This is a genomic window from Corallococcus sp. NCSPR001 (assembly GCF_017309135.1).
Taxonomy (GTDB): Bacteria; Myxococcota; Myxococcia; order Myxococcales; family Myxococcaceae; genus Corallococcus.
In genome coordinates, this window is the sequence record NZ_JAFIMS010000002.1 from 5,918,009 (window position 1) to 5,942,250 (window position 24,242).

Sequence of the window (24,242 nt, forward strand, 5' to 3'; positions counted from 1 at the left end):
GCCGTCCATGCCAGACTGGCCGGATGAACCGCGTCCTCCTGCTGGCCGCACTGGTGAGCCTCGTTGCGTGCAAGGGCAACATCGGGCCAAACACCAACGACGGCGGCACCAACAACCCCGTGGACCCAGTGGACCCGGTGGATCCCGGTGGGAACGCGAGCGCCGCGTGCGTGGTGCAGTCGGTGCTCGCCAATCGCTGCGCCAGCTGTCACGGCGCGATGCCGACCCAGGGCGCGACGATGCCGCTGCGCACCCTGCACGACATGCGGGTGAGCTCGGCGATGGATGGGAAGCTCAGCAACGCCCAGCGCGCGCTCATCCGCATGCGCGACGACGCGTCTCCGATGCCCCCAGCCCCCCATCAGCGCGCGACCGCGGCCGAGCGCACCGCGCTCGAGACCTGGATCAAGGAGGGGATGCCCCTCTGCAGCGGCACGGACGGGCCGCCCGTGACCGTGGTGGCCGAGCCCAACCTGCTCGATCAGTCCGCGCTCTTCACCTGTACCGACGGCGTGCGCTCGGATGCGCCGACGCGCATCCGCCGCATGAACCGGCGCGAGTTCACCCGCAACGTCGGTGGCTCGGTCGAGCGCAGTTGGACCGGGTTCAGCTTCTACGACAACCCGCTCGATCCCAGCGCCATCGAGCAATACAGCTCCTGGGCCACGGACGAGACGCTGGACGAGGCCACGGTGGAGCTGTTCCTGCCAGTGGTCGGCGCGGCCGCCTCGCCGTGGACGATGAACTACCCGGACGGCAACCGGATGGAGCGGGTCTTCACCAACAACCGCTTCAGCTGCATGTTCAACGACGCGAACCCGAGCGACACCTGCAAGCGCTTCCACCTCGGCCAGATGCTCGAGTTCGGCGTCTTCTTCCGCCCGCCCACCGAGGATGAGCTCACCCGCCTCACCGCCTTCGCGACCACGGTCATCGCGCAGGAACCGAGCTACTCCCCGCAGATCCGCGCGGACTCCATCACGCGGATCTCCAACGCCGCGTGGATGATGACCGGCGCCATGTTCCGCCGTGAGATGGGTGGCGATCCGACCGACGGTCGCGTGGCACTGACCAGCCTCGAGCTGGGCTCGCAGCTGACCTACGCCCTGGCGGGGCGCGCGCCCTCGGCCACGCCGAGCTTCGTGTGGCCGTACTATTCCGCGCCCCTCGAGGGACATCTGGCGGACGTGGCCGTCGCCGCGAAGGATGGCTCGCTCACGCAGGATGCGACGACCGCGGCCCTGATCCAGAAGTACCTGGGCGGCGTCGACGCCAACCAGAACGGGACCCCGCGCTTCGACCTGGTGCAGGACTACAACGAGGAGCAGCGCTCCAAGCGCGGGCAGTACTGGCTGGGTGACGGCGTCGCGGGCTTCTTCCGCGAGTGGCTCGGCTACGGGCACGTGTCCGCGGTGTTCAAGGAGTCCCCGGCGGCGACCTCGCGCTTCGAGCTCGAGGGGCTCGGCTACATCAGCTCGGTCTCGTACGACAACCTGCTCACCAACTTCCATCCGCTGGAGCCGACCTTCATCCAGCAGTTCGACGATCTGATCGCGCGGGTGGTGGTCGAGGACAAGGACGTGCTGGCGAACCTGCTCACCACGCGCACCTTCTACGTGCCGTCCATGCAGAACGCGGCCTACGACTCGCACAAGGGCCTCTCGCACCCCTACAACGTCAGCGAGATCCTCCCGGCGACCGTCGCGGGCCGCTGGAAGACGCTGCCTGCCACGGAGCGCGCGGGCGTGCTGACCCACCCGGTGTGGCTGGCCGCGCACGGCGGCAACTTCGAGGACGATCCGTCCATCGTCCACCGCGGCAAGTGGGTGCGCGAGAACCTCCTGTGCGGCTTCGTCCCGCCGCTCAGCAGCGTGCAGGTGGCGGCCCAGGTCGGCGCTCACGCCGCCGACAAGAACGCGCGCCGCCGCCTGCAGGAGGCGACCGCCGGAGCGCAGTGTCAGGGCTGTCACCGGCTGATGGAGCCGCTCGGCCTGCCCTTCGAGATCTACAACCACGCGGGCTTCCTGCGCGCTCGGGATCACTCGCCCAGCGGAGGCTGGACCACGCCGGACGGAAGCTCGACGCTCACGTCGATGCCGGACCCCGCGCTGGAAGGTCCGGTGCGCGACGCGGTGGAAATGAGCGAGCGACTGGCGACCTCGCCGCACGTGAAACGCTGCTTCGTGCGGCAGGCCTTCCGCTACTTCATGGGACGCCCGGAGAACCCGACCGACGCCTGCACGCTGACGCAGATGGAGCAGGCCTATGATCAGAACCACGGCTCGTTCTCCAAGATGCTGACCACGCTGATGACCAGCGACACCTGGAAGACGCGGCGTGCGCCGCAGGCTGGAGAGTGACTGCCATGTTCTCGCGACGAACCGTCCTGAAGGGCATGGCCGCCGGCCTATTCGCGCCCTACTTCCGCGACGTCTATGCCCAGTCGTCGGCGTTGCCGGCGCGCGTGGTGCTGGTCCTCGAGTGCAATGGCGTCTACCCCCGCGCGCTCCTGAGCACGGGCACGCGCGCGGCGCTGGGGGGACGCGCCAACACGTCCGACCGCCTCTTCTGGGACGCGTACAAGGACACGCCGCTGGTGCGCGAGGGCGACAACCTCGCCAGCGCGATCAGCCTCGGGCCGCTGGCGGAGTCTGCCGGCAAGATCGACCTGGTGAACCGCTCCGCGGTGCTGCTGGGGCTCTCGAACCTCATCGCGGGCGGCGGGCACTCCAGCGGGACGGGCGGGCTGAGCTGCGCGGTGAACGGCGCGGGCGCGACCTTCGACGCGGTGATCGCACCCCGCCTGCGCCGGGGAGCACCGTTCGACGTGCTGCGCCTGGGCACCAGCTCCGCGCGCGTGTCGATCGTGTACGAGACCTGCGCGCTCGGGCCCCGCAAGCCCGCGGGCATCATCGTCAACCCGTCGCTCGCGTTCGACAGCACCTTCGGCTCGCTGCTCGGCGGCTCGACGAATGGGCGCGATCGCAAGATGCTCTTCGACTTCGCGCTGGCCGACTCGCGCAAGGCGCTGGCGGAGTTCAAGGGCAACTCCAACGAGCGGCTGAAGCTGGAGCGCTACGTCTCCTCACTCGAGTCGCTGCGCACGCGAGAGGATCAGCTCACCGGAATGGCGGACCGCGTGCGGCCCTACCTGCCCGTAGCGCCCAAGGACAACCCGCTGCTCACCGGCGCGGGCTCACCGCCCGACTCGCTGAAGTGGTTCGAGGCGCAGTTCCAGATCGCCACGGCGGCCCTTCTGGGCGGGCTGACGAACACGGTCGTGCTGGCGACGGGCACCTCGGGCTTCGACGTGGCCTACGGCCCGGACGTGAGCGACGTCGCGCGACACAACCTGCAGCACGGCCTGGATGCGGGGCAGAACTGGGAGAAGGTCGCCGAGGTCACCCGCCGCCACGTGCAGTTGGTGGCGAACCTGGCCAGGACGCTGGCCGCCACGCCCGAAGTCGGCGCGAGCGGCTCGATGCTGGATCACACGGCGATCGTCTTCATGTCCGACAACGGCGAGCAACACCACTCCACCTCGCGTGAGTGGCCGAAGCTCGTGGTGGGCGGCAACGCGCTGGGCCTGAAAACCGACGGGCGCACGGTCGTGTACCCAAAGTACGACGCGCCCCGGAACCGGCAGGTCTCCAACCTCTTCAACACGCTCGGCCACGCGTTCGGAGACGCGGACTTCAACACCTTCGGACAGGAGGGCAGCACGCGCATCGCGCCGGGACCGCTGAGCGAGCTGTATGGCTGAGCCGCGCGTCCAGCACGTAACGGAGCACGGACTGCTGGGGCAATAGGCAGCGCCTCCATCAATCCCTGAAAGTCCCCCCTGCCCAGAGAAACTGGGAACACGGGGGGCTGCTTCATGAGGAGAGCTTCGTTTTCGCTGGTGCTGGCACTCAGCCTGGCGCTGTTCGCGGGCTGTTCCGCCACTTCGTCTGACACCGGCTCGGCGCGGTTCGCCGTCTCCGCGCCCCAGGCGCTCGCCTCTGGCATCTCCCGCGTCTCCGTCACTTCGAGTGGCCCGGACATTCCCTCGGTGACCGTGGACTTGGCCCAGACCGATGGTGTCTGGGGTGGCACCATTGGCAACATCCCCGCGGGCCCGGACCGCTCCTTCCTGGCCCAGGCCTTCGACGCCTCGGGCACCCTGCTCTTCTCGGGCTCCGCCTCCGGCGTCTTCATCCTCGCCGGACAGACGACCTTCGTCGCCATCACCCTCCAGGAGCTCAACCCTCCGCCTCCCTTCGACAACGAGGCGCCGCTCATCGACTCGCTGGTGGTCTCTTCCACCTCCGTGCCCTTGGGCCGCCAGATCAGCTTGAGCGCCAGGGCTCATGACCCCAATCCGGGTGACAGGCTCTTCTACGCCTGGAGCGCCACCGCGGGCTCCTTCACCTCGCCCTCCTCGGCCTCGACGTACTGGACGGCGCCTGACTCCCCGGGAATGCAGCAGCTCTCCCTCACCGTGATGGACTCACGCGGACTGGCCTCGAACCTCCTCCTGCTCGTCAACGTGACCGAGGACGGTTCAGAGGGGGAAGCGGCGCTGCTCATCTCCTTCAACAGCTCCCCGCGGGTCGACGCGTTCAGCGCCGTCCCCACGCAGCTCGCCGTCGGGCAGCAGACCTCCCTCTCCGTCTCCGCGTCCGACCCGGAGGGAGACAGCCTCTCCTACTCCTGGAGCGCGACGTGCGCGGGCACCTGGATCAACGCCCACTCCAGCGCCCCCCTGTTCACGCCCACGGCGCTGCCCGAAGGGGCCTGCAACAACTGTCGTCTGACGGTCTCGATCTGGGATGGGCGCGGTGGGCAGAACACGGGCACCGTCGCCCTCTGCGTGGGCCACCGCCCCCCGGTCCCCCACCTCGCTCCCGTCATCGTTCGCTCCTACCGTTCCTCGGACACCGCCACCGGCGGACAGGTGCTCACCTACGAGGTGGTCGCCAGCGATCCCGAGGGCTCCGCCCTGTCGTTCTCCTGGGCCGCCACCGCGGGCGTGCTGGACACGGCCACGGGTGACGCCACTCGCAGCCGCGTCACCTGGACCGCCCCCCTCTGCGTCAGGGCCAGCACCACTCCCACCATCACCGCCACCGTGACCAATGCCTTCGGCCTGAGGGTCACCCGGAGCTTCCCGGTGGCGGGGCTGCCAGACTGTTCCACCGCGGGGGCTTGGGTCCTGACGGGATCGATGAGCACACCTCGCCTCGATGCCACGGCGACGCTGCTGCCCAACGGCAGGGTCCTCGTCGCGGGGGGAGCGATCGAAATTCCTCCGCTCATTCGCAATTTCACCGCTGTCGAGACAGCGGAGATCTACAACCCGACCTCGGGCACCTGGAGTGCTACCGGCTCCATGGCCACGCCTCGCTTCAGTCACACGGCGACGCTGCTGCCCAACGGCAAGGTCCTCGTCGCAGGGGGAGACGGTGGTGACGACACCCCCCTCGTGACCGCAGAGCTCTATGATCCGGCCTCGGGCACCTGGAGTGCCACCGGCTCCATGACCGCCCCTCGCCTGGGGCACACGGCGACACTGCTGCCCGATGGCAAGGTCCTTGTCGTCGGACGAGGCGACACCACCAACGTGGGTCCCTTCGCGGAAGTGTATGACCCGAGCTCCGGCACATGGGCCGCGACCGGTCCCATGACTTCACATCGCTATTACGGGCACACGGCGACGCTGCTGCCCAACGGCAAGGTCCTCGTGACCGGGGGATACGACTTCGACAGCGGAGCCCTCGCGACGGCGGAGCTGTACGATCCCAGCTCGGACACCTGGAGCGCCGCAGCTTCCATGCTCTCGACTCGCTACGAGCACACGGCGACCCTGCTGCCCGACGGAAGAGTCCTCGTCGCAGGTGGAGACACTCCGCTCCCCACGATGGCGGAGCTGTATGACCCCAGCTCGAACACCTGGAGTGAGACGGGCTCCCTGCTCCTGCCTGCCTATACACATACGGCGACCCTGCTGCTGAACGGTCAGGTCCTCGTCGTGGGGCCCTTCCGCGAGGTGACGGAGGTGTACGATCCGGCCTCGGGCACCTGGCTCCTGACGGAGCCCATGGCCGAAGGGCACGATGGCCACACGGCGACGCTGTTGCCCGACGGCCGGGTCCTGGTCGCCGGTGGCCTCACGGCGACGGCGGAGGTGTTCGGCCCACCCTCGGGCACCTGGAGCCCTATCAGCGCCACGCTCGAGCCTCGCCTCGGGCAGTCGGTGAGCCTGCTGCCCGATGGACAGGTCCTCATCGCGGGCGGTGTCTCTCCCAGTGGAGTTCCTCTCGCAACCGCGGAAGTGTACGACCCGACCTGGAACACCTGGCACGCGACCGGCTCGATGGCCGCGGCGCGCGGCGGGCACACGGCGACGCCACTGCTCGATGGCAGGATTCTCGTCTGGGGAGGAGGAACCCTCAGCGCTCCCCTCCTGACGGCGGAGCTGTACGATCCGACCTCGGGCACCTGGAGCGCCGCCCACGCACTGCCCGAGCCCCTGCGTCTGGTGGCGCTGCTGCCCAGCGGCCAGGTCCTCGCTGAATCAAGCTCGGCGATGTGGTTCTACGATCCCGCGTCGGATACCTGGACCGCGAGCCCCACCCCACCCCCGCCCCACTTCGGGCCCGCGACGCTGCTGGCCAACGGACAGGTCCTCTTCCGGAGCAATCCCCTGTGGAGGCTGTACGACCCGGTCTCGGATGCCTGGAGCACGACCGACGCCCCCATCGGAATCGCCAGAACCGCCACCAGCTCATCGACGCTGCTGGCCAATGGAGAGGTCCTCATCGCGGGGGGATACGACTACGTATCCGATCAAGTCTCGAGGGCAGCGGAGTTGTACGATCCGGCCTCGGGCACCTGGAGCGTTACCGGTGGCATGAGTGGTCGCAACGGGCACTCAGCCACGCTGCTGCTCAACGGCAAGGTCCTCGTCGCGGGAGGAGAGGTCTATCCCTTCCCGCCGGATCCTCCCCGGATCCTTCTCTCGTCGGCGGAACTCTATGACCCCACGTCGGGCACCTGGAGTGCGACCGGCTCCATGACCGAACCTCGCAGCGGGCACCAAGCGACACGGCTGCTCGACGGCAGGGTCCTCGTCATGGGGACCTCCGAAGGACCGGGAGAGGTCTATACCCCCTGATCCCAGCCCGCCTCGCGACGGCCGACGGAACATCGGCGCGCACCGCCTGGGCAGGTTCGCGCCACGACTGCTCAGGGTATGGCTGGGATTGTGCCGGTGGCGCAGGGCTCGCAAGCCTCGCCTGGCCGCCAGCGTCGTGCTTCAATTCCTCTCTCCTCCTGCAAGGACCGTGGATGAAGCGCTTCCTGATGTTGTCCGCGATGTGGGCCGGCCTGACGGCCTGTGGTGGTCTGGCGTCCAATGAATCCCCAGAAGAATGGGGTCAGCAGTCCGGAGCCCTCGTCTCGTGTTCGACGACCTGCCAGACGGGGACGCTCTCCTGTCAGGGCTCCGCCTGCTCCGCGGTGGATGGCTTCAGCGTGCAGTGTGATGGCGTCTACCAGTACTGCCCCCCGCCCCCGACTGGCGGCGCCTGCACCGCCGGGTCGTGCTGGTCCATGCATGGCTCCAGTTGCAACGTGGGCCCCAACGTCTGGACGGACTGCTGCGTGGACGAACAGACGCCCAGCAACTGCATCTGCTCGTACCAGGGTACCTGGGAGTGCGACCTGCCCGCTGTCGGCGGGTAACCGGCAAAGCGCATCAGGACACAACAGCGGGCACCTTCCGGGGGCGGAGCAGCGCGGCGGCCAGTACGACGCCGTAGAGCGCCGCGCTCCCGTGGACCGCGAGCGCGAAGGCGAGTGAGGCACCGCCACGCATCACGGTCAGCGCGTCCACAAGGGGCATCACCATGCAGGCGAGGACGAAGGCGCCCGCGGCCTGCCGCTGCCGGATGGCCACCAGGGCGAACATCGCCAGGGCCACGCCCAGGTCCCGGCCCGCCTTCACGTACAGCCAGGGGATGACCTCGCTCCCGGAGTCGCGCAGACCGAAGCCCCTGGCCGCGCTGAGCGGGTCCCGCACGGCGTTGAGGCTGAGGAACAGCATGAAGGCGCCCAGCAGCAAGGTGGCCAGGGCCGTGGGCGAGGTGAGCTTCCAGGACAATGGTGAGGGGTTCGGGTTCATGAGGCCTCCAGCGGCAGCGCGGGTGTCGTTCATGGACGTGAATGTGACGTCCGGACCGCGAAGTGGCCATTCGCGGATGGCTCAACCTTTTGTCTGAAACGCTCAAGGCGCGAGCGTTGGGGACAGCCCGCTGCTAGCCTCAAGGCCATGGCCCTCTCACACGCCTCCGACCTGCTGGGGCAGATCCTCGAGCGGACCCGACTGCGCGGGCAGCTCTACTGCCGCACCGTGGCGCGGGCCCCCTGGGGGCTGCGCTTTGCTCCCACGGCCTCGGCGTCCCTGCATCTGGTCCTCGCCGGCTCCTGCCACCTCACGCAGGGCCGGGACACCGTCGCGCTGGGGCCGGGGGATGTCGTGCTGCTGCCGCGCGGCGACGGGCATTCCATGGCGGACTCGCCCCGCAGCCCCAAGCTGCCGGTGGAGGAGTGGCTGGCGACACGTGGCGAAGGGGCTTCCGCGTATGTGCTGGGCGGGGACGGCGTGGAGTCGCGGGTGCTCTGCGGCTTCTACGCGTTCGACGAACCGGGGGCGCACCCCGTGTTGCGGCTGCTTCCCGAGCGGGTCCACCTGCGCGGGGCCTCCGAGGACGCGCGTGCGCTGTTGCCCACGGTGTCGCTGCTCGAACGGGAGTACGAGCGGGGTGAGCGGGGCGCCTCGGTCATCGTCTCCCGGTTGCTCGACATCCTCCTGGTGCAGGTGCTTCGCGCCTGGGCCGACGCGCAGCCGCCGGGCGGCGCGGGCTGGTTGGGGGCGCTCGGCGATCCGACGCTCGCCAGCGCCCTGGGCTGGATGCACGCGGAGCCGGGGCACGGCTGGACCGTGAGCGAGCTGGCGCGGCGCTCGGGGACCTCGAGGGCGACGCTCGCGCGGCGCTTCGCGAGCGAGGTGGGCGTGGCACCGCATGAGTACCTCACGCGGCTCCGGATGCAGGAGGCCGCGCACGCGCTGCGTGAGGGACAGGACGGGCTCGCGGCCATCGCGGGCCGCGTGGGTTACGAGTCCGAGTTCGCCTTCAATCGGGCCTTCCGGCGGGAGATGGGCGTGCCTCCCGGCGAGTACCGCCGCAAGGCCCGTGAGGGTTGAGCCGGAGAGGGAACGCTTGAAAACGCTCCGCGGATGTACGCCAGCAAGCCCCAGGGAGCGCCCAAGGCAACGGGCCCCCCGCTGTAGCCGGCGGGGGCGGCGGACGTCCGCCCGTCCTGACGGCGGGCATGCGGGCAGCCTCTCCGAGGAGGGGTCTGGCCGGTCGCCTTCCGGGGCCCACGTCGAGGGGCCAACCTTCGCGAGACAGGCTCCGCCCGGCCCCGTTTTGCGTGTGTTAACGAGTGCGATTGATGAGCTCCTCGACCCGCACGGGCACGACGGCCCCCAGCGACCCCATGACGTCGGACGTTCACCGCCGCGAGGCGGCAGCGGTGCTCGAAGGCGGAGGCGAGATGGGCGCGCTCATGCGCTCCATCGACTGGACACGGACTCCCGTGGGAGCGCCCGGGACGTGGCCCCAGTCCCTGCGCACAGCGGTGAGCATCCTGCTCGAGTCGCGCTTCCCCATGTACATCGCGTGGGGACCCCAGCTGGTCCAGTTCTACAACGACGGCTACCGGCCGGTGCTGGGCGCGACGAAACACCCGGCCGCCATGGGCCACGGCGCGCAGAGCACGTTCGCGGAGAGCTGGCACATCATCGGCCCGATGTTCGAGGGCGTCAGACAGGGCACCGCGGTCGGCTCCGAGGACTGGATGCTGCCCCTGGACCGCAATGGCTATCTCGAGGAGTGCTACTTCACCTACTCCTACAGTCCCATCCGGGATGAGACCGGCGGTGTCGGAGGCGTGCTGGTCACCCTCACGGAGACCACCGGCCGGGTGCTCGGCGAGCGGCGGCTGCGGACGCTGCGGGACCTGGCGGCACGGGCGGGGACGGTGAAGCGCGAGCAGGACGCCTGGCGCGAAGCGGCGGTCGCGCTGGAGGCCAACGGCTTCGACATCCCCTTCGCCCTGCTGTACCGCCAGGGGGACGCGGGCCAGGGCCTGGAGCTGGTGGCCACGGCGGGCTGGGGGCAGGACACCGCCACGCCCGCCGCGCTCTTCGGCACGGACACGGCCGGCGCGGCGTGGCCCTTCGCGGAGGCGGCCGACGCCCAGGGGCCCAGGTTCGTCCCGGACGTGCAGGCGCGCTTCGGGCCGCTGCCCGGCGGAAGGTGGCCGGAGTCCCCCCGCACGGCGTGGCTCTTCCCCATCACGCGGGCCGGCGCCGAGCTCCCCTATGGCTTCCTCGTGGCGGGTGTGAGCGCGAGGCGCGCCCCGGACGACGACTACCGCGGGTTCCTGGGGCTGGTGGCGGATCACCTCGCGACGGCGCTCGGCAACGCCCGCGCCTACGAAGAGGAGAAGAAGCGGGCGGAGGCCCTGGCGGAGCTCGACCGCGCGAAGACGGCCTTCTTCAGCAACGTGAGCCACGAGTTCCGCACGCCGCTGACCCTGATGCTGGGCCCCATCGAGGACGGCCTCGCGGATGACCGGCAGCCCCTGCCTCCGGCGCAGCGGGAGCGCCAGGAGGTGGTGCGCCGCAACGGCCTGCGCCTGCAGAAGCTGGTCAACACGCTGCTCGACTTCGCCCGCCTGGAGGCGGGGCGCGCCCAGGTGTCCTTCGTCCCCACGGACCTCTCCGCGCTCACCGTGGACCTCGCCAGCAACTTCACCGCCGCGGCCGCAGCCGCCGGGCTCACGCTGCGCGTGGACTGCCCGGCGCTGCCCGAGCCCGTCTACGTGGACCCTTCGCTCTGGGAGAAGGTCGTCCTCAACCTCCTCTCCAACGCGTTCAAATTCACCTTCGAGGGAGGGATTCGCGTCGCGCTGAAGTGGCTTGGCGAGCAGGTGGAGCTCACCGTCCAGGACACGGGCATCGGCATCCCGGAGGAGGAGCAGCCCCGCGTCTTCGAGCGCTTCCACCGCGTGGAGGGCGCGCGGGGGCGCAGCCACGAGGGCACCGGCATTGGCCTGTCGCTGGTGCGGGAGCTGGTGCACCTGCACGGGGGACGCGTGACGGTGACCAGCGCGCCGGGCCAGGGGAGCACCTTCCACGTCCTCGTGCCCACCGGCTCCGCGCACCTGCCCCGGAGTCCGGGTGCGCCGGCGCCAACTCTCCCGGCCACCGGCATTGGCCCCAGCGCGTTCCTCGCGGAGCTCTCCCAGTGGAGCGGGGCCGCGCCCGTCGCGACGCGGCCCACCGTCCGCGCGGACGCCCGCATCCTGGTGGTGGACGACAACGCGGACATGCGCGCCTACCTCACCCGGCTCCTGGAGCCCCGCTGGAGCGTGGAGGCGGTGAACGAGGGCGGGGCCGCGCTCGCCGCCGCGCGCGCGCAGGCGCCCGACCTCATCGTCTCCGACGTGATGATGCCGGGGGTGAATGGCCTGCAACTGGTCCAGGCCCTGCGCACGGACGAGCGCACCCGCGCCATCCCCATCATCCTGCTGTCCGCGCGCGCGGGGGAGGAGGCCACCATCGCGGGGCTCGACAGCGGCGCGGACGACTACCTCGTCAAGCCCTTCTCCGCGAACGAGCTCATCGCACGCGTCAACGCCCAGCTCACGGTCGCGCGGCTGAGGCAGGAGGCCCTGGCCGCGGAGCGCGCGCACGCGGAGGAGACCCAGCGGCTGCTCGAGGCGTCCCGCCGCGCCACGCGCCTGCGCGAGGAGACGCTCGCCGTCGTCAGCCACGACCTGCGCTCCCCGCTGACCGCCATCCGCGCCGCCACGGAGCTGCTCCAGCGGCTGCCGCCCGAATCCGAGGCGACTGCCCGCGCGCGCAAGCAGGCCGACGCCATCCGCCGCTCCGTGGAGCGGATGAACCGGCTCATCGAGGACCTGCTCGATCTGGCCAGCATCGACGCGGGGACGCTCGCCATCGAAGGCCGCCCGCAGCCGGTGGCGGAGCTGCTCCGCGATGCCCGGGAGATCTTCGAGCCCCAGGCGGCGGAGAAGGGCCTGGGGTTCGTCGTGGAGCAGGAGCCCGGGCTCACCCTGTGGTGCGACAGGGAGCGCCTGCTTCAAGCGCTCGGGAACCTGCTGTCCAACGCGCTGACGTTCACCCCCGCTGGCGGCAGCCTCCACCTGCGGGTGGGCAGCGAGCCCGGCACGGACGCGCTGCGCTTCAGCGTGGCGGACACCGGCCCGGGCATCGCCGCCAGCGTGCGGCCGCACCTCTTCGACCGCTACTGGCACGCGTCGCAGCGGCGGCGCGACGGACATGGCCTGGGCCTCTCCATCACGAAGGGCATCGTGGAGAGCCACGGCGGGCACATCTGGGTGGAGAGCGCGCCCGGCCAGGGCACCATCTTCCACTTCACCCTGCCGCGCGAGCACGGGTCCCAGGCGCTCGCCGCCTCCGTGCCGCACACGCCACCGCCGGAGCCCACGCCGTCAGCGCCCCCGGCCATGGAGGAGCCCTTCATCCAGCAGGGCGGCGACATGGGCGCCATGATGCGGGCCCATGACTGGTCCACGAACTCGCTGGGCCCGCTGGAGCAGTGGCCCCAGTCCCTGCGGACGTCGGTCAGCACGATGCTGCGCTCGCCCTACCCCATCATCCTCTTCTGGGGCCCCGAGCTGCGCATGCTCTACAACGACCCGTTCCGGCCCATCCTGGGGGCGAAGCATCCCCAGACGCTGGGCGCGCGCGGCAGCGAGGCGCTCGTCGAGGAGTGGGGGCAGCTGGGCCCGTTGATCCAGCGCGCCCAGGACACGGGCGAGCCCATCTACATCGAGGACGGGAACGTCAACTTCGCGCGCCGCCCTGGCGGCCTGCGGGAGGAGTCGTACTTCACCTGGTCCTACAACCCGACCATCGGCGAGTCGGGGGAGATCGCCGGCATGTTCGCCATCGCGAGCGAGACGACCCGGCAGGTGGTGGGCGACCGCCGGCTGGCCATCCTCCGGGAGCTGTCCATCCGCACGGCGCTGGACAAGACGGTCGAGGGCGTCTTCCGCTCGCTGGAGGACGTCCTCGCGCAGGCGGCGCACGACGCGCCCTTCGCGCTGCTCTACCTGGTGAAGGCGGATCAGGCGCGCCTGGTCAGCTGCGCGGGCCTGGAGCGCGGGACGGCCGCCGCGCCCGTGACGCTGGCGGCGGACACCCCATCCTCGTGGCCCCTGGCGAGCGTCGCGGGGGCGCGGCAGGAGGTCCTGCTGGAGGACCTGGCCGGGCGCTTCGGTCCCCTCTCCGGCGGCCCCTGGCCCGAACCCACGACGCGCGCCCTGCTCCTCCCGGTGCCCATGGGCGCGGAGACCGACACCCTGGCCGTGCTCGTGGCGGGCCTGAGCCCGCTGCGCGTGCTGGACGACGAGTACCGAGGCTTCCTGCAACTGCTGGCGCGGCAGCTCTCCGCCAGCATCTCCAGCGCCCGTGCCTACGAGCAGGAGAAGCAGCGGGCCGAGGAGCTGGCCCGGCTGGACGCGGCGAAGACGGCGTTCTTCAGCAATGTCAGCCACGAGTTCCGCACCCCGCTCACGCTCATCCTTGGCCCCGTGGAGGACGCGCTGGCGAAGCCGGAGAAGGCGCTGGAGGGAGAGCCGCTGGAGCTGGTGCGCCGCAATGCCTTGCGGCTCTACAAGATGGTCAACACCCTGCTCGACTTCTCCCGGATGGAGGCGGGACGGGCCCAGGCCCGCTACGCGCCCGTGGACCTGTCTGTCTTCACCACGAACCTCGCGAGCGCCTTCCAGTCCGCGGTGGAGAGCGCGGGCCTGCGGCTGGTGGTGGATTGCCCTCCCCTGCCCGAACCCGTCTACGTGGACCCGGAGCTGTGGGAGAAGGTTGTCCTCAACCTCATCTCCAACGCGGTGAAGTACACCTACCACGGGGAGATCCGCGTGAGCCTGCGGTGGGAGGACGCGCAGGCCGTGTTGCGCGTCGCGGACACGGGGGTGGGCATCCCCGAGGAGGAGCTCCCGCGCGTCTTCGAGCGCTTCTACCGCGTCCGCGTCACCCAGGGCCGCAGCCATGAGGGGACGGGCATCGGGCTCGCGCTGGTGCAGGAGCTGGTGAAGTTGCATGGGGGCGGCGTCGCGGTGACGAGCCAGCTGGGAACGGGCACCACCTTCACCGTGCGGCTGCCCCGGGGGACGGAGCACCTGCCCCCGGAGCGCGTCGAGCGCACGTCCCGGCCCCACCCGGTGCCCTCGGGCGCAACCCCCTTCGTGGAGGAGGCGCGCCGCTGGTCCACGGACGTCAGCGCCGCGGACGCCGTGGCCGCTCCCGAGTCCGGGGCGCTGGACTCGGAGGTTCCCCTGGAGCTCGCGCGCTCCCGCATCCTCCTGGTGGACGACAACGCCGACCTACGCACCTACGTCACGGGGCTGCTCAAGCACGGCTTCCCGCACGTGGAGACCGCCCGCCACGGACAGGAAGCGCTGGAGCAGGCGCGCGTCCGGCCGCCGGACCTCATCCTCTCCGACGTGATGATGCCGGTGCTGGATGGCTTCGGCCTGGTGCGCGCGCTGCGCGCCGACGAGCGCACGCGCGCCATCCCCATCATCCTGCTGTCCGCGCGAGCGGGCGACGAGGCCACGGTGGAGGGCCTGGAGAGCGGCGCGGATGACTACCTGGTGAAGCCGTTCTCCGCGCGCGAGCTGCTGGTGCGGGTGCGCACCCAGTTGGAGATGGCCCGCGTGCGCCGGGAGGTGGTCCGCAACGAGGTGGAACGGGACGCGCTGCGCGAGTCCGTGCGGACGCGGGACGAGTTCCTCCGGCTGGTCAGCCATGAACTGCGCACGCCCGTGAGCGCCCTGTCGCTCAACATCCAGTCCCTGGTGCGCGGCCTGGACGTCCCGGCCGCGGACGTGACGGCGGAGGCCACGCGGGTCAAGGCACGGGCGACGGAGAAGCACCTCCAGCGCCTGGCGCGCCTGGTGGAGCAGTTGGTGGACGTGTCGGAGTTCGTCACCGGGCCGCTGGACCTCTCACGTGAGGAGATCGACCTGGCGCGGCTCGCGGCCGCCGTGGTGGAGCGATCTCGGGAGAAGGCGCTTCGCGCGGACTGCGTGCTGACGCTCGATGCGCCCCTGCCGGTGGTGGGGCACTACGACCGCGCGAGGTTGGACCAGTTGCTCGACAGCCTCGTGGACAACGCGCTCAAGTTCGGGACGGGCAGGCCCGTAGAGGTCCGCGTGGCGAGCGCGGCGGGCCGGGTGAGCCTCGCGGTCCGGGACCATGGCGACGGTGTTGGGCCGGAGGACCAGGAGCGCGTCTTCGGGCGCTTCGAGCGCGCGGTCCCCGCGAACCACCATGGCGGCTTCGGGCTGGGCCTGTGGATGGCCCGCCACATCGCGGAGGCCCACGGAGGGAGCATCCACCTGGAGCCCACGGAGGGTGGAGGCGCCACCCTCGTCACGGTGCTGCCGCTGGACGTGCCCCCGGCAAGCTGAGCTCCGGTGGCGGTAGCACGGGGCCTGCGTGCGGACGCAACGCGTGTCGCGTTCGCTGCGTACGCAACGGACGCACGGCGCGCGGCACCGGCCCGATGAAACACTCCGGACCGCCGTGAGCAGCGGGGTTGGCGCCTGGATTGCTCTGTCGGCGTCCCATCCCGGTCCCGGTGCACGAGACCGCAAGAGGGGGACGTGACATGAAGAGCGCGTGGCTGCTGCTCGCGATGCTGTGCGTGGGTGTGCCGGTCCGCTCCGGCGCGGACGAAGAGCCTCGCAACGTGGAGACGACCTGCAACCGCGGGAAGCACTACGAAGGCGGGCTCTGTTACGAGCGGTGCAAGGAAGACTTCAAGGGCGTGGGCCCGGTCTGCTGGGCAGACTGCCCGGACGGCTACAAGGATGATGGCGCGCTGTGCCGCAAGGACGCGCACATCATCCCGAAGGACTCCTATGGCCGCGGGGCCGGCACGCTGTTCGGGTGCGGCGACAAACAAGAGCAGGATGGCGGGCTGTGCTACCCGAAGTGCAGGACGAATTACGATGGCGTGGGCCCGGTGTGCTGGCAGAAGTGCCCGGACGGCTACAAGGACGACGGGGCCCTGTGCCGGCGCGATGCGAAGGCCAAGAGCGCCAACACCTCGCGCTGCGCCGCGTATGACAAGTGCGGCCTGACCTTTGACAAGGGCTGCTCTCGCTGCCCTTCGGGCTACAGGAACGATGGCTGCACCTGCTGGCGGGACGCCCACATCTTCGCCAAGAACTCCTATGGCCGGGGCGCGGGCAGCCCCATGCACACCTGCGGCGCCGACGAGGAACAGGACGGCGCGCTCTGCTATCTGAAGTGCAAGGCCAGCTACCACGGCGTCGGCCCGGTGTGCTGGACGTCATGCCCGGACGGCTACAAGGACGACGGCGCGCTGTGCCGCAAGGACGCGCACATCATCCCGAAGGACTCCTATGGCCGGGGCGCGGGGACGGTCCCCCCTACCTGCGCGACGCCGAGCTTCACCAAGACAATGCCTCCGGTGTCGGACCTCAACGCCTTCACGATGATCATCGCCTCCGACCCCCAGTTCCCCTGGTGGAAGGACTCGCCGCCGTGTGACGACGACAAGTGCACGAAGCGCAACTCCAAACGCGCCAACAGCGACCAGGTCCGGGCGATGAATGACATCCAACGCGCGTCCAATCCGCTCCAGCCGGGCACCACCGGAGTGTGGCCCTCCGCGCCGAACATCGAGGGAGGCGGCGCGCCCATCCAGAAGCCCCGGGGCGTCATCATCAATGGAGACCTGACGGCGTACTGGTTCGACTGGCAGGTGGACCTCTTCGAGCGCTACTACACGCTGCCGGGCACCCTGCGCTGGCCGCTCTTCATCGGCCTGGGCAATCACGACTACGCCAACAACCTGGGGGATGGCTGGTGGCTCGAACCGCCCTACTACCTCACGCTCGGGAGCAACGGCGCGGCGGCCAACGCCCGGGACTTCATCAAGACGATGATCCACTGCGACAAAGTGCCCAACTTCCCGGCCTCCCTCATCCAGAGCTTCGAAAAGCGGAGCCTCGCGTACTCGTGGAACCAGGGGAGCTATCACTTCGTGCAGCTCCACAACTACCCAACGTACTCGGCGAAGGCCATCGACATCTCCCCGTCCATCGACTGGCTGAAGAAGGATCTGGCCGACGCGACCGCCGCGGGCCGCAAGATCATCCTCAACATGCATGACTACGGGGAGCACATGAAGCAGGACGACCCGGCGTTCCTGGAGGCCATCAAAGGGCAGAACGTGGTGGCCATCTTCGCCGGCCACATCCATGAGGATCATGGCTACAGGACCCAGGTGACAGACACGAAGATCCCTGTGTTCCTGAGCGGCTCCTCCGACATGCACACCTTCCTGCTCGTGCAGTTCACCGACACGTCCTTCACGGTGGGCGTCATCAATAGCGAGGACGGGAAGACGGAGTTCCTCGACCCCGCGGATGACCATGACCTGAGGACGGTGAAGGTGCCCGCATTCCAGCCGCCAACCCGGCGCTGAGGCCGCAGGCGGGAGGCACGGGCGTCACGGGCCCGGCTGGGACGTGGCGTTGGCGGAGCCCGGACACCGGGCGGAGAACTCCGGGGCGAGATCCCGCTTGCCCTGGAGCTCGAGGTAGCGCCGGATGAGGCACAGGCGGGCCTCGTCGAACGCGGCCCCGTCATCCGGCACACGCCAGGCCGAGGGGACGAGCCTCTGCGCCACGCGCCGCGCGAAAGCCGGGTCACCCGCGTCGCTCACGGCCTTGAGCCACTCGAAGTCCTGGACGCCGAGCCGGATGAGCTTGAGCCGGATGGAGGGCACCGGCACGTTCGTGGCCCCTCCGATTCGCTCGGCGGTCCCCGGGTAGAAGAGCGTTCCGTCTCCGTTGCCATTGAAGCGGTACTGGTTCGTCCAGGCCGTGGAGAGCATCCCCACCGTCTGGTAGTAGAGCTCGCCCGTGGCGCCCGCCAGGAAGGACACCCACTCCTGGGCGCGCGCCTTCGTGGCCGGCCGGTCCGCCATATAGGAGGGCCACCCCTGTCCCGGTTGGTTCTCCGGCGGTGCGTCCTCGGCCACGCAGCCGTGGGACATGCAGCTCTGATAGGTCCAGAGCTCCCGGTGGGGTTGCGAGAGGAAGTCCGTGTAGTGCTCCACCTGGTTTCCCACGTAGGGCGGCTTCGTCCCGTCCAGGAAGTTGTCGAGGACGACGATGGTGTCGATGAGGCCGAGCAGTTGGTACGTCTCCATGTCCTGCGCCGTGGAGGTGAGGAGCGTGCGGACCTCGGGCGCCGCCTGGCGCGACAGGGTGGCGCGCTCCTCCACGGCTTCGAAGGTAATGCCATACGGCGGCTCGTCACCGACGTAGTCGAAGGCCCGCGACAGCCAGTCGCGCTTCCGGGCTTCCTCCTGGAACTCCGCGAGGCCCTCGGCCGTGGCCGGGCCCAGGTACTGCCAGCTGGTCATCCGCGCTCCCTCCAATCGCGAGGGAGCGGTGCCGTCGAGGAACGGGCCCCAGTTCTCCTCGAAGGTCTCCCAGTCCGGCAGGCTCCAGGTCGCCTCGCCCGGCCGACGCGGAAAGGCGCTGGCCAGGGAGATGCGGTGTTCGAGGGCGAGCCGGTGGAACTTCTGGAGCAGTGGCACCAGCGTCTCTTCGCCGCATGCCGGGGTGCCGGTATAGGCAAGACAGACATGCGGCGGCCACAGGAGGAAGGCGGACCTCAACGAGGCCGTGCTCGGCATGAGTGCGTCGACGACGGTGAGGTGGACCTGCACCTTCGACTGAAAGCCATGGTCCGCGGTCACCTGTACGGTGCCCTTGTAGTGGCCCGGAGGGGCATTCTTCGGGACAAGCACATCCACCCAGATGGCGCGGGCCTCGCCCGCGGGGACGTCGAAGGGGAAGGCCTGGCGCTTCTCTCCCACGCTCTCATCCCTGTCTGGAGTCAGCCCGTCTGGCCAGCGCCCCAGCTCGGAGTTCCCGGTGGAGCTCCGGGTGATGTCGAGAAAGGTCTCCTGATAGAGCGTGATGTCGCGGCCCCCGATGTTCCCCGGTCCCTGAAGGGCGCCCAGGCTTGCGCGGACCCCCGTGAGCCCTGCCCTTCCGCCGTGGAGCCCTACCTGGAAGGAGACAAACTCATTGCGCGCTGCAACCAGTTGCAGCGCGGCTCGAGGACCTGGCTCGGTGCCGGGTCTTATCTTCGTGGTCGCGGTCTCGCCCCAGACGCGCGGGGCGGATTGCGCGGCGACGGTGGTGGAAAAGAGCAGCACCATCCAAAGCACGTGACGGGAGGGGGTTCTCATGCCCGACAAGCTATGGACCGGGGAGAGCGGCGGAAATCCAGACATGCCGCCCGGCTGCCTTCCAGCGTGCCTGTGATAGGGCGGGCCGAAGACGGCTGGGCTCCGGAATAGACTCGCGGCGGCGCCGCCCATTCTTCCAATGCCGCTCCCGGTCGCTGGCGGGCGTCAGGCCGGCGCGAGTGCGTGGACGCTGTCCAGCGCGCGTGCCACGTCCGCGTCATGCGTGACGACCACCAGGCCGCGCCCGTGCGCCTTCATCCCGTTGAGGTCTCGCATCACGCGTGCCGCGGTGCGCGGATCGAGATGCTCGGTGGGCTCATCGAGCAGGAGCCAGGGGGCCTCCGAGAGCCAGGCCCGCGCGAGGAGCACGCGCCGCCTCTCGCCTCCCGAGATGGCCTCGCCCCCGCGGCCAAGGGGCGTGTCGAGCCCCCGCGGCTGCCGTGCGTACCATTCCCCCAGCCCAGCCTTGCGCAGCGCCGCGATGGCCTCGTCGTCGGTGAGCGTCGCGCGCACGACCCGGAGGTTCTCTCGCAGGGTGGTGTCGAAGAGGTGCGCATCCTCGGTCAAGCAGTGCAGCAACTCCACGCGACGCTGCTCGCTCACGTCCTCGAGCGAGACGTCGCCGAGCTTCACCCTCCCCTCCTTCGGAGGGAGGTGCCCCGCGAGGCTCAGCAGCAGCGTCGTCTTTCCGCTCCCGCTGGGCCCGGTGAGGGCGAGCGACCTGCCCCGCCGCACGGTGAGGTCGATGCCCGAGATGGCGGCGCTTCGATCTGGCCAGCCACACGCGAGTCCCTCCGCGCGCAAGGGGCCCGCTGGCGCGGGAGCTGCGAGCGCGGCGGATGGAGTCTCCGCCTCGGGTGTCTCGAGGAACGGAAGCAGCCGCCGGGCCGCCTCGGTCGAGCGCAGCAACTGGGTCAGCGCCGCGGGCATGGTCTGAAGGGCCTCGAACGCACCGAGCGGCACGAGCACGACGACACAGAGCTCCACCTGGGAGAGCGCTCCGCGTCCGAGCGCCGCGAAGCCGAGGACGAGCGCCGCCCCTACGCTCGCGCTCCACGCGCCATGCAGCAGGAAGGTCGCGGCGGCGGTCCAGCGAGCGGCTCGCGCACAGAGGCGCTCCAGGCGGAGGTCATCCTCGCGCAGGACTTCAAGCAACACTGGCGCTCGTCCCGAAACCCTCCACTCCGCCGCGCCTTCGAGCAGCTCCAGGGCGGTGGACAGCTGATGCGTCCGGGTGGCCGACGACGCCTTCTCCGCGAGGGCCAGCGCGCGCGCATTCATCCAGGGCGCCACGCCCCCCGCGACGGCCAGGCACACGGCCAGGGCCCCCGCCGCCGCCGGGAGGAAGAAGGCGAGCAATACGACGCTGCCCACACCGACACCGGCCGCGATGGCCATGGGCACGAGTGAGCGGATGACCGCCTCACCCACCGCGTCCACGTCACCGCCGAGCCGCGCGACGAGGTCACCGCGCTTGAGGCCGAGGACCCGGGGAAGCGGCCCCCGCGCGAGCGCGTCGACGAGCTTCGCCCTCAGCCGAGCCATGCCTCCCAGGGCCAGTTCGTGCGCGACGAGCCGGTGGGCGTAGCGGAGGCCCGCGCGCGAAAGCCCCAGGGCCCGCACGCCGACGATGGCGAGCGTGAGGTCGAGCACCGGCGGCATCTCGGCCGCGCGCGCGATCAGCCACGCGGACAACGCGCCCAGCGCCGTCGAGGCGAAGAGCGCGGCCGTCCCGAGCGCGACTGCGAAGGCCACCGTGCGGGGACGCAGCCCGAGTTCTGGCAGCACCTGGAACAAGGGATGGCGACTCATGCGGCCTCCGCGAGCGGGGCCAGGGAGGCCGCGGGCGCCCACCCTGCGGGACGCAGCCCTAGTTCCGGCAGCACCTGGCGCAAGGAGTGGCGGCTCATGCGGCCTCCGAGATCGTGTCCAAGGATGTCGCGGGAGCCCACCATGAGGTACGCAGCCCGAGTTCCGGCAGCATCTGTCGCAAGGAGTGGCGGCTCATGCGGCCTCCGCGAGCGGAGACAGGGAAGCCGCGGGCGCCCACCGTGCGGGAACGCAGCCCGAGCCCTGGCGGCACCTGGCACAAGGGATGGCGACTCATGCGGCCTCCGCAAGGGTGTCCAGGGATGCCTCGGTCGAGTGGAGCGTGACGACGTCGTCCGCGATGGCCAGCGTCCGCGCGCGGTGGCTGACCACGAGGAGCGTTGTCCCCTGCCGGGCGCGCTGCTTCAGCGCTTCGAGGACGCGCTGCTCGGAGGCCTCATCCAGATGCGCCGTGGGCTCGTCGAGCAGCAGCAGCCGCTCGTCGCCCGCGAGGATCCGCGTGAGCGCGAGCCGCTGCCTCTGCCCGAGCGAGAGCCCCTGCCCGTCCCGCCCCAACCGCGTGTCCCAGCCTTCGGGCAGCCGCGCGACAACGGCGTCGAAGCCGGTGGCCTCCGCGGCGGCCGACAGGGCGGAGGCCGGAATCACGCGCCCTCGACAGACGCTCTCGCGCACCGTGCCAGGCTCCAGGTGGAGCCGCTGAGGCAGCCACGCGAGCTGGGCCCAGTACGTCGTCAGGTCGAGCGACCCGAGCGCGAGCGGCGCCGCGCCTTCGGGCCGCAAGAAGACGCCACCGCACGTGGGCCGCAGGAGTCCGAGCACCACCGCCAGGGCCGTGCTCTTGCCCGCGCCGCTCTCCCCTCGCAACCCGAGGATGCGTCCCTGCCCCAACGGCAGCACGAACGAGAGCCCCTCCGGTGCGCGGACCCCGACATCGCGCGTGGCGACCGAGACGTCCCGCAGCTCCAGCGTCCCGGAGGTGAGCGGTGGCGCGGCGAGCGCGCCGCGCGCGGGCTGAGGGGCTTCGAGCCGCGCGATGGCCTGCGCCGCCGCCTCGGCTCCCTCCGCGGACGCGTGGAAGAGCGCGCCCACCTGGCGCAGCGGCGCATAGACCTCTGGCGCGATCAGCAGCACGAAGAGGCCCGTCTCCAACGGCATCGCCCCTTCGAGCAGCCGCAGGCCAATCCCCACCGCCACGCTGGCGATGGAGAGCGTGGCGATCAGCTCCAGCACGAAGCTGGAGAGGAAGGCCCGCCGCAGCGCCTGGAGCGTGGTGCGCGCGTGCGCCTCGCTCAGCCGCAGGACCTGGGCCGCGACGCCGCGCTGCCGGCCGAGTGCCCTCAGCGTGGCGAGCCCGGTGATGAGGTCCAGCACCCGCGCGCTCAGTTGCTGCATGCTCGCGAGCTGCCGCACCGTGGCCTCGCGCGTGAAGCGGCCCACCAGGACCATGAAGAGCGGGATGAGCGGCAGTGAGCCCGCCATCAAGGCCGCGGAGACCGGATCCTCGCGCCACACGCAGACGAGCAGGGCCGGCGTCGCGAGCGCCGTGAGCAGCAACTGCGGCACGTAGCCTTCGAGATAGGGCTGCAGCGCGTCCAGCCCACGGGTCGCGAGCTCCACCTGCGCCACCCCGCCCGCCGAAGCGCGCTCCCCCTCCGAGCCGGACGCCAGCCGCGCGAGCAGGCCTCCCCGCAGCTGCGCGATGACCCGGTGCGCGCCCCGCTTCCCCGCCCATTCCTGGAGCCCCGCCAGGGCCGCGCGCAGCAGCCACACGCCGCCGAGCCAGAGCAGGAGCCTCCCATGGCCCCCGGCCACCTCGCGCGCATGCCCCAGGAGCCGCGCCAGCCCCCGCGCTTGCAGGACCGTGAGCGCGACCATCCCGAGCCCCAGGCCCGCGGTGAGCAGCACGTAGCGCCGCGCGGCACTCGCGTACCGCAGGAGCTTCGGGTCGAGCGGCTTCATCGGACGCTCAGCCCTCTCCCAGCGCCGGGTGGAGTTCGTCGACGGTGACGCGCTGGCGGAAGACCCAGTAGGTCCAGCCCTGGTAGGCCAGCACGAACGGCACCAGCGCGACGGCGACGTAGGTCATGATCCGCAGCGTGTAGGGAGTGCTCGAGGCGTTCTGGACGGTGAGCGAATGCGCAGGCTCCAGCGCTGGCATCACGTCCGGGAAGAGCGAGCCGAAGAGCAGCACGACCACGCCCGCGATGGCCAGACAGCTGAAGGTGAAGGACCAGCCCTCCCGCTCCCGCCAGACGCTCAGCGCCGCCGCCCCCAGCGCCAGGGCGACAAACCCCAGCACCGGCCACGTCCAGGCCACCGAGTAACGCACCTGCGTCCACAGTCCGAAGGCACCGCTGACGCCGAGCGTGGGCAACGCCATCCGCCGGGCCCAGCCGAGCGCCCGCGTCCGCAGCGTGCCCTGGGTCTTCAGCGCGATGAAGACCGCGCCGTGGCTGAGAAAGAGCAGCGTGGTGGCCAGGCCGCCGAGCAGCGCGAACGGCGAGAGGAGGCCGAGGAACGTCCCGGTGAACTGATGATCCGCGTCGAGCGGCACCCCGCGCACGATGTTCGCGAAGGCGACGCCCCAGAGCAGCGCGGGGATCCACGACCCCACCTGGATCGCCTGCTCCCAGCGGCGCTGCCACCGGGGGCTGTCCAGCTTGGAGCGGAACTCGAGCCCGACGCCGCGGACGATCAACGCGATGAGGATCAGGAAGAGCGGCAGGTAGAAGCCGGAGAAGAGCGTCGCGTACCACTCCGGGAAGGCCGCGAACGTCGCGCCCCCGGCGGTGAGCAGCCACACCTCGTTGCCATCCCAGACCGGACCAATCGTGCGCAGCACCGCGCGGCGCTCCGCCGGGGTCTTGCCCAGGACGGAGAGCCACATCCCCACGCCGAAATCAAAACCCTCGAGCACGAGGTAGCCCGTCCAGAGGACCGCGATGAGACAGAACCAGAGTGTATTCAGTTCCATGATTGTTTACCGATGCC

General features: G+C 70.5%; 12 protein-coding genes. 7 read left to right on the forward strand and 5 right to left on the reverse strand.

The annotated features are described in order from the left end of the window. The first annotated feature begins 23 nt into the window (after window positions 1–23). The 4 genes from JYJ93_RS25665 (at window position 24) to JYJ93_RS25680 (ending at window position 7,725) form a co-directional block, all read left to right on the forward strand. The gene (locus JYJ93_RS25665) at window positions 24–2,360 is read left to right on the forward strand and encodes a DUF1588 domain-containing protein (RefSeq protein WP_206795712.1); all 2,337 of its coding nucleotides are present in this window, start codon (window positions 24–26) and stop codon (window positions 2,358–2,360) included. Between the two features lie 5 nt (window positions 2,361–2,365). Further along, the gene (locus JYJ93_RS25670) at window positions 2,366–3,763 is read left to right on the forward strand and encodes a DUF1552 domain-containing protein (protein ID WP_206795719.1); all 1,398 of its coding nucleotides are present in this window, start codon (window positions 2,366–2,368) and stop codon (window positions 3,761–3,763) included. A 114-nt stretch (window positions 3,764–3,877) separates the two neighbouring features. After that, window positions 3,878–7,156, forward strand: a complete 3,279-nt coding sequence (locus JYJ93_RS25675) for a kelch repeat-containing protein (protein WP_206795729.1) — start codon at window positions 3,878–3,880, stop codon at window positions 7,154–7,156. A gap of 173 nt (window positions 7,157–7,329) precedes the next feature. Then, the gene (locus JYJ93_RS25680; protein ID WP_206795732.1) at window positions 7,330–7,725 is read left to right on the forward strand and encodes a hypothetical protein; all 396 of its coding nucleotides are present in this window, start codon (window positions 7,330–7,332) and stop codon (window positions 7,723–7,725) included. Between the two features lie 13 nt (window positions 7,726–7,738). Here the strand turns inward: JYJ93_RS25680 and JYJ93_RS25685 are convergent, their stop codons facing one another. After that, window positions 7,739–8,164, reverse strand: a complete 426-nt coding sequence (locus JYJ93_RS25685) for a DUF4267 domain-containing protein (protein WP_206795733.1) — start codon at window positions 8,162–8,164, stop codon at window positions 7,739–7,741. A gap of 147 nt (window positions 8,165–8,311) precedes the next feature. On the opposite strand from JYJ93_RS25685, the gene JYJ93_RS25690 reads away from it, so the two are divergent. The 3 genes from JYJ93_RS25690 (at window position 8,312) to JYJ93_RS25700 (ending at window position 17,639) form a co-directional block, all read left to right on the forward strand. Further along, window positions 8,312–9,247, forward strand: coding sequence for an AraC family transcriptional regulator (locus tag JYJ93_RS25690; RefSeq protein ID WP_206795735.1), 936 nt, complete (start codon window positions 8,312–8,314; stop codon window positions 9,245–9,247). A 353-nt stretch (window positions 9,248–9,600) separates the two neighbouring features. Continuing rightward, a complete protein-coding gene (locus tag JYJ93_RS25695; RefSeq protein ID WP_206800467.1) occupies window positions 9,601–15,591 on the forward strand; it encodes an ATP-binding protein in 5,991 nt (1,996 codons plus the stop codon). A gap of 200 nt (window positions 15,592–15,791) precedes the next feature. Next, window positions 15,792–17,639 carry a metallophosphoesterase gene (locus tag JYJ93_RS25700; protein WP_206795737.1) on the forward strand — a complete coding sequence of 616 codons (1,848 nt, stop codon included), beginning with the start codon at window positions 15,792–15,794 and terminating at the stop codon, window positions 17,637–17,639. Window positions 17,640–17,663: 24 nt separating this feature from the next. Here the strand turns inward: JYJ93_RS25700 and JYJ93_RS25705 are convergent, their stop codons facing one another. The 4 genes from JYJ93_RS25705 to cydB all read right to left on the reverse strand — a co-directional run bounded on the left by JYJ93_RS25705 (window position 17,664) and on the right by cydB (window position 24,225). Continuing rightward, on the reverse strand, window positions 17,664–19,421 hold the full coding sequence (locus JYJ93_RS25705) for a DUF4091 domain-containing protein (protein ID WP_206795739.1): 1,758 nt from the start codon (window positions 19,419–19,421) through the stop codon (window positions 17,664–17,666). 165 nt (window positions 19,422–19,586) lie between these two features. Continuing rightward, window positions 19,587–21,233 carry a thiol reductant ABC exporter subunit CydC gene (gene cydC, locus JYJ93_RS25710; protein ID WP_206795747.1) on the reverse strand — a complete coding sequence of 549 codons (1,647 nt, stop codon included), beginning with the start codon at window positions 21,231–21,233 and terminating at the stop codon, window positions 19,587–19,589. Between the two features lie 291 nt (window positions 21,234–21,524). Then, on the reverse strand, window positions 21,525–23,210 hold the full coding sequence (gene cydD, locus JYJ93_RS25715) for a thiol reductant ABC exporter subunit CydD (protein ID WP_206795756.1): 1,686 nt from the start codon (window positions 23,208–23,210) through the stop codon (window positions 21,525–21,527). A gap of 7 nt (window positions 23,211–23,217) precedes the next feature. After that, on the reverse strand, window positions 23,218–24,225 hold the full coding sequence (gene cydB, locus JYJ93_RS25720) for a cytochrome d ubiquinol oxidase subunit II (protein WP_206795758.1): 1,008 nt from the start codon (window positions 24,223–24,225) through the stop codon (window positions 23,218–23,220). Window positions 24,226–24,242 lie beyond the last annotated feature (17 nt).

Excerpts from the sequence above, each read along its gene's own strand:
- JYJ93_RS25685 (WP_206795733.1), bottom strand. The coding sequence starts at position 8,164 with ATGAACCCGAACCCCTCACCATTGTCCTGGAAGCTCACCTCGCCCACG.
- JYJ93_RS25700 (WP_206795737.1), top strand. The coding sequence starts at position 15,792 with ATGAAGAGCGCGTGGCTGCTGCTCGCGATGCTGTGCGTGGGTGTGCCG.
- JYJ93_RS25675 (WP_206795729.1), top strand. The coding sequence starts at position 3,878 with ATGAGGAGAGCTTCGTTTTCGCTGGTGCTGGCACTCAGCCTGGCGCTG.
- JYJ93_RS25695 (WP_206800467.1), top strand. The coding sequence starts at position 9,601 with ATGGGCGCGCTCATGCGCTCCATCGACTGGACACGGACTCCCGTGGGA.
- JYJ93_RS25680 (WP_206795732.1), top strand. The coding sequence starts at position 7,330 with ATGAAGCGCTTCCTGATGTTGTCCGCGATGTGGGCCGGCCTGACGGCC.
- JYJ93_RS25670 (WP_206795719.1), top strand. The coding sequence starts at position 2,366 with ATGTTCTCGCGACGAACCGTCCTGAAGGGCATGGCCGCCGGCCTATTC.
- cydC (WP_206795747.1), bottom strand. The coding sequence starts at position 21,233 with ATGAGTCGCCATCCCTTGTTCCAGGTGCTGCCAGAACTCGGGCTGCGT.
- cydB (WP_206795758.1), bottom strand. The coding sequence starts at position 24,225 with ATGGAACTGAATACACTCTGGTTCTGTCTCATCGCGGTCCTCTGGACG.
- JYJ93_RS25690 (WP_206795735.1), top strand. The coding sequence starts at position 8,312 with ATGGCCCTCTCACACGCCTCCGACCTGCTGGGGCAGATCCTCGAGCGG.
- JYJ93_RS25665 (WP_206795712.1), top strand. The coding sequence starts at position 24 with ATGAACCGCGTCCTCCTGCTGGCCGCACTGGTGAGCCTCGTTGCGTGC.
- JYJ93_RS25705 (WP_206795739.1), bottom strand. The coding sequence starts at position 19,421 with ATGAGAACCCCCTCCCGTCACGTGCTTTGGATGGTGCTGCTCTTTTCC.
- cydD (WP_206795756.1), bottom strand. The coding sequence starts at position 23,210 with ATGAAGCCGCTCGACCCGAAGCTCCTGCGGTACGCGAGTGCCGCGCGG.